Below are 4,833 nucleotides of genomic sequence, written 5' to 3'. Positions count from 1 at the left end.
ATTTTGCCACGATCAAGATAACTTAAGTTTTACTGCTTATAGATGTTATTACCTTCATCGTCAGAGCTATCGATGATAGGATTCGAATCATCGAACCAACTATCTTGAAGTGTGGGAAAGTGGCCCAGAAAGATCAACGCACCTGCGATAGCAACACACGAGAGTATAATTAACGTGAGTTTTGGATAAGAGGGAGTCTCCTGATAGTCTGAGGGATTGATATTTCCAGACATCATCCCCGACCAAGGAGACTCCCATGGATTTGACGACCGTCTATTGCAATCTTGACGATTTCTACTGCAATTTCAGTTTTGAGCCGCCACACGATCTGTTACTTGGGCCTCGTCGTGTTCGCCAACGTTCCACAAGCCTGAGCCCGAGTGAACTCATGACCATTCTCGTCATGTTCCATCAATCTCGAGGCTACCGCAACTTCAAGGGCTACTACACCGAACAGGTCCTTGGGCGCTGGCATCGTGAGTTTCCCGAAGCCCCCAGCTACACTCGTGTGGTCCAGCTTCTTCCTCAGGTTCTTTGGCCCTTGGCTCACTACCTGGGAAGTCGCCGTGGTGAAGTGACTGGGATCAGCTTTGTCGACTCAACTCCACTGAAGGTCTGCCGCAATGCCCGTATTCACTCCCACAAGGTCTTCGGAGGCTTGGCCCAGAGAGGAAAAACCTCAACGGGCTGGTTCTTTGGCTTTAAGCTGCACCTGATCATCAATGATCGCAGCGACCTGCTTGGGGTTCGCCTCACACCAGGAAATGTGGATGATCGTTTGACCGTGCCTGAGCTGGCCAATGGGCTCTTTGGCAAGCTCTTTGGGGATCGAGGCTACATCTCCCAAGCGCTCCGCAACACCCTCCAGCAGCAAGGCGTAGAACTCATCACCAAGCTACGCAAGAACATAAAACCCAAGCTGTTGAGCCTGATGGATAAAATCCTTCTCAGGAAGAGGGCCTTGATTGAAACTGTCAATGACCAGCTCAAAAACGTCTGCCAGATTGAGCACTCCCGACACCGAAGCCCCATCAACGCATTCGTCCACCTGATCGCTGGGTTGGTCGCCTACACTTGGCAGGAAAAACGTCCGGCACTCTCCTGGACTCGAGAGGAACAGGAGATCCTCAACGCCCACAAGCAACTCGTGTGCGCCTAGGGCTTATCCCAAATTCACGTTAAGTTACTTTCAACAACTTGCACTTATATTGTCGAACACAATAACACAAGAACTCTATGGTGTCAAAATTTATATGTGTTTGTTTATGACATTTCTCTAAAGTAATAGACTGACGTTGTTCACCAATTCAGTAGAATGTTAGTATTCCTTTCACTAGTTCGACTTTCACCTTCCGGCTTGCGGGCAAGCTGTAGCTTGTATTTTCCGCCTAGATTAAAGTCCTTCCTTCCAAGTAGCTCAGCACCGCTGGTCCATAAACCGCAAAAGACTTGTAGGTCTGGAGATCCTCGGACCAGTGACGCAGTGTTTGAGCCAGTTGATGGGCTTCTGAATCCTTCAGTTCCTCCAGTGGGCACTGTAGGATCCGGATGGTGAAGAGAATTGCACCTGTATTGGGAAGCCTGCTGAGCGTCTGGCGTTCCAAGCGCAAGAATACTTCCGTTCCAGCATTTTCTGAGGTCAGGTGGGGTGCAGCTTCTAAAATTCCATGACCTCCCGGTTGAAAAAGCGTCGGATCCTCATTCAGGCTCCAGTTGACGCGCCACATCGGTTTCTCCGGTGTCAGACGACGCATGAACTGATTCACTGGGGCGTTGATCTGCTCCCGATATCCCGGTACTGGATCATGGATTTTGGACATCGGGTGCCCAATCTTCTCCCGCAGATTCCAACGAGTAGGGAAGCATAGTGCTGCTGCGGTTAGTCGGTACTCTCCAGAATCCTCAGCATCCTCTGGAACTGGCTGCATCACGCAGAGATCTTCCTGTACCAACCGTCCTGCCAATTCCAGCGGATGCAGCGCTCTAACAGCCATTTCAAAAGTTGTTTGCCCAGGTGCCAGACTCTTGTCTTCTTGAATCTGTTGAAAGCACTCTGGATGCTGTTTTTCAAGAAATGCAAGAACAATTTCGAGAACCTCCGTGCTGGCGGCCTCTGCTTCAGGGCAAGCCTGAAACACTTCATCGTGCCGCTGATCAAGCAGTTCTCGCCTCAGGGTAACTTCTGTTTCGTAGCGTTCATCCAGCCAGAGCCAGTCCTCCAGGGCTAGTGGGCGTAATCCCATAGTCCAGCGGTGTGGCTTTCCATCAAAGGGAAGAGGGAATGGGTAGGGCATGGAATCAGGGAAAGTGTGCTGCTGCTTCAAATATCTCGGTCAAGTTGACGAGAAACTCATGGGCTTCGACCAGCTTTGATTTCTGGTTAGGGCAATCAGACTTTAACCGTCATGGTTAAGAGCGACCCAAAGGGAGCCATAGATAATTGTAAGCTTCCGAACACAATCTCAAAAAGCCACAATTATCAGTGTGGATCGTGAAGCTTTTGATCATCTGTTCTCAAAAAATCTTTGAGAATAATGCCCAAAGGAGATGGATTGAGTGCACCATGAACAAAACAAACAAAACTGTAAGTGTAGAAGTGCCTTGCTTGGCTAAACCACTAATGAACGTCTTGAAACCAAAAAAGTTTCGAAGTTTCTTTCGAGATCCTAATTGGGTGGTAGTCACAGTTAATTTCTTGTAAGAAAAAAGTGAGGATAGTGAATCTAAAATTCGATTTTAATTTGATATGATATTAGAATCTAACAAAAGAAAAAGAAAGAATCTCAGTGAGAGCTGCATAGTAAAGTCCAAATCAAATTATGCAATCAAGCTCAATTAGATGATCGGACGTAAAAATTGGTGGGAGGTGTGAAGATAGTTCTAGGAATATGTTCTGCCAAGAGAGAAAAAGTGGGATCCTAGTAATTGGGATCCCCAATAGGCTCAAGGAAGGTACTCAAGCTTCAACTACCGCTACCGATAATCGCAATGGCTTCAACCTCAACCAACAAAGAAGGAAGGACTAGTGCAGGAGTGGAGTAACAAGCACTAGCGGGTACACCGGTTGGGAAAGCTTCATTGCGCGCTCTACTAAACTCGCCGTATTGAGACATATCAGTCAGGAATGTATTGATCTTGATTACATCATCCATCGTTGCTCCAGCAACAGCTAGCAGACTCTCAATATTTTTGAAAACCTGACTAGATTGGGTGTAAACGTCCTCACCAATCACATTGCCCTCACTGTCTAAGGCCACTAAGCCAGATGTATAAATAGTGTCCCCAACCTTTACACCAGCACCTATATTATATTTCTTTGTCCAAGCCCATCCTGGATCTAAGCGTTCTTGTTGCTGCATATGACTCCTTGTTGCTGAATAATCTATTCGTATAAAATATAACATCAACAATAGTGTACATCTCTTAATTATTCAAAATACAGATATTAAGCAAATTTATTTGGGTCAAACAAAGGTCATTATTGACAAGGTGGGATTACTAATGCTGAACAATCACGCACACAGATCGAAAAGCTATTTCTGAATACGTGACGATGCTGAAGGAAAGTGTCTCAGCAAGCCTTCCGAAACAACTTTAATGATTAGAGTCCGACGATACTGTATATAGAGGAGAAGAGTTCGGGTTTCCAGAAACTAACCAAGCTCAATAACCACACCGTGCTACCAGTCAAAACGCTCCAAACCAAGATTCTCTTCCAACGACGAAAATCAGCAGGTGCCATGCAGACCTCTCATGGTAAGGGTGAACGAATACAAGCCTTATGTTGGAAATATCCACGCTGGTCAGCATTTCCCACGAATTGTCTCACTGACTGAATTTGTGAAGTGCATCAGTGATAGAAACTTTGTATCAGCTTAGCTTCTGTGTCAGAGCGTATTGCTGTAGTTTTTAAATTTAAATTAGCTAATAATTATTAGTAAATCAATAAATATAAATATACATACATTTAATTATTTTATAAATTATTGTCACACTATAATCAAAGGTTGCATAAATTGATTTCTCAAAATCTAACTACTGAATCAATCATTTACAGTAAATCACAAAATCTCGTTCAAGAGTTTGCAAGTAGGGGGGTCGCTGTTCTTTGTCCAGAAAGTCTAGGGGTCTCGTCTGAGATTCATCAACGTATTTACGAAAAAGAAAAGAAAGCAGTTCAGGATCAGCTACGAATTACTCCTGAAGTGATTCCAGAGATTTTTGATATTTTGAACGCACCCAGATTGATCGATGCCTGTGATCGACTTGTCGGTAAAAACTGGGCGATTGTGCCGTTCATTCATAATGCTCCCTTCCTCAGTGGAGCTCGTGACCAACACTGGCACAAAGACGATAACGCTCCTTACAATGCCCGCAAACAGAGACATCACCAGGCGGTCCAAATTGAGATGCTGTACTACCCACAAGATGTTTCATTAGAGATGGGACCAACGGCAATTGTACCGTTTAGTCACTACTGGACCTTCAACCATGAGGAGAACCACGACAACTTTGCAGGAGCTGACCACATTGACTTTAGCTACCTAATCGAGGGCTTGGAGAGTATACCCGTTAGTGGGCCTGACTCCAAATACACTTTGGAAGACATCATTAAGCGCAAAACCAAGCATGATCATCGGATGATGGAAGCCGTTTCAGGGCTAAACTGGCCACTGACCAGTGCTTTTGAAGTTGCCCCACTGAAGGCCGGGAGCGTCCTTCTCTATTCTCACAACACTTTCCATCGTGGGAACCATCGAAGAGATGATTGGCGCCAATGGACAGAAAATCCTAGGTTTATGTGGAGATTCTGGATTTATCGCACAAACGAGC

4 protein-coding genes are annotated in these 4,833 nt (G+C 45.5%); 2 read left to right on the top strand and 2 right to left on the bottom strand.

The genetic code is table 11. The features are described from left to right. The first annotated feature begins 256 nt into the window (after positions 1–256). Positions 257–1,159, top strand: a complete 903-nt coding sequence (locus P8O70_00875; protein ID MDG2195437.1) for an IS982 family transposase — start codon at positions 257–259, stop codon at positions 1,157–1,159. A gap of 229 nt (positions 1,160–1,388) precedes the next feature. Here the strand turns inward: P8O70_00875 and P8O70_00870 are convergent, their stop codons facing one another. Together P8O70_00870 and P8O70_00865 are read right to left on the bottom strand one after the other, a co-directional pair. Further along, entirely contained in the window at positions 1,389–2,324 is a 936-nt protein-coding gene (locus tag P8O70_00870; GenBank protein MDG2195436.1) for a DUF3445 domain-containing protein, read from the bottom strand. A gap of 639 nt (positions 2,325–2,963) precedes the next feature. Next, on the bottom strand, positions 2,964–3,359 hold the full coding sequence (locus tag P8O70_00865) for a RidA family protein (protein MDG2195435.1): 396 nt from the start codon (positions 3,357–3,359) through the stop codon (positions 2,964–2,966). A gap of 657 nt (positions 3,360–4,016) precedes the next feature. Between P8O70_00865 and P8O70_00860 the strand changes: the two genes are divergently transcribed. Next, a partial coding sequence (locus P8O70_00860; protein MDG2195434.1) for a phytanoyl-CoA dioxygenase family protein occupies positions 4,017–4,833 on the top strand: 817 nt, incomplete at its 3' end.

The organism is SAR324 cluster bacterium (assembly GCA_029245725.1).
Lineage (GTDB): Bacteria > SAR324 > SAR324 > SAR324 > NAC60-12 > JCVI-SCAAA005.
This window is presented reverse-complemented; position numbering and strand designations above follow the sequence as displayed.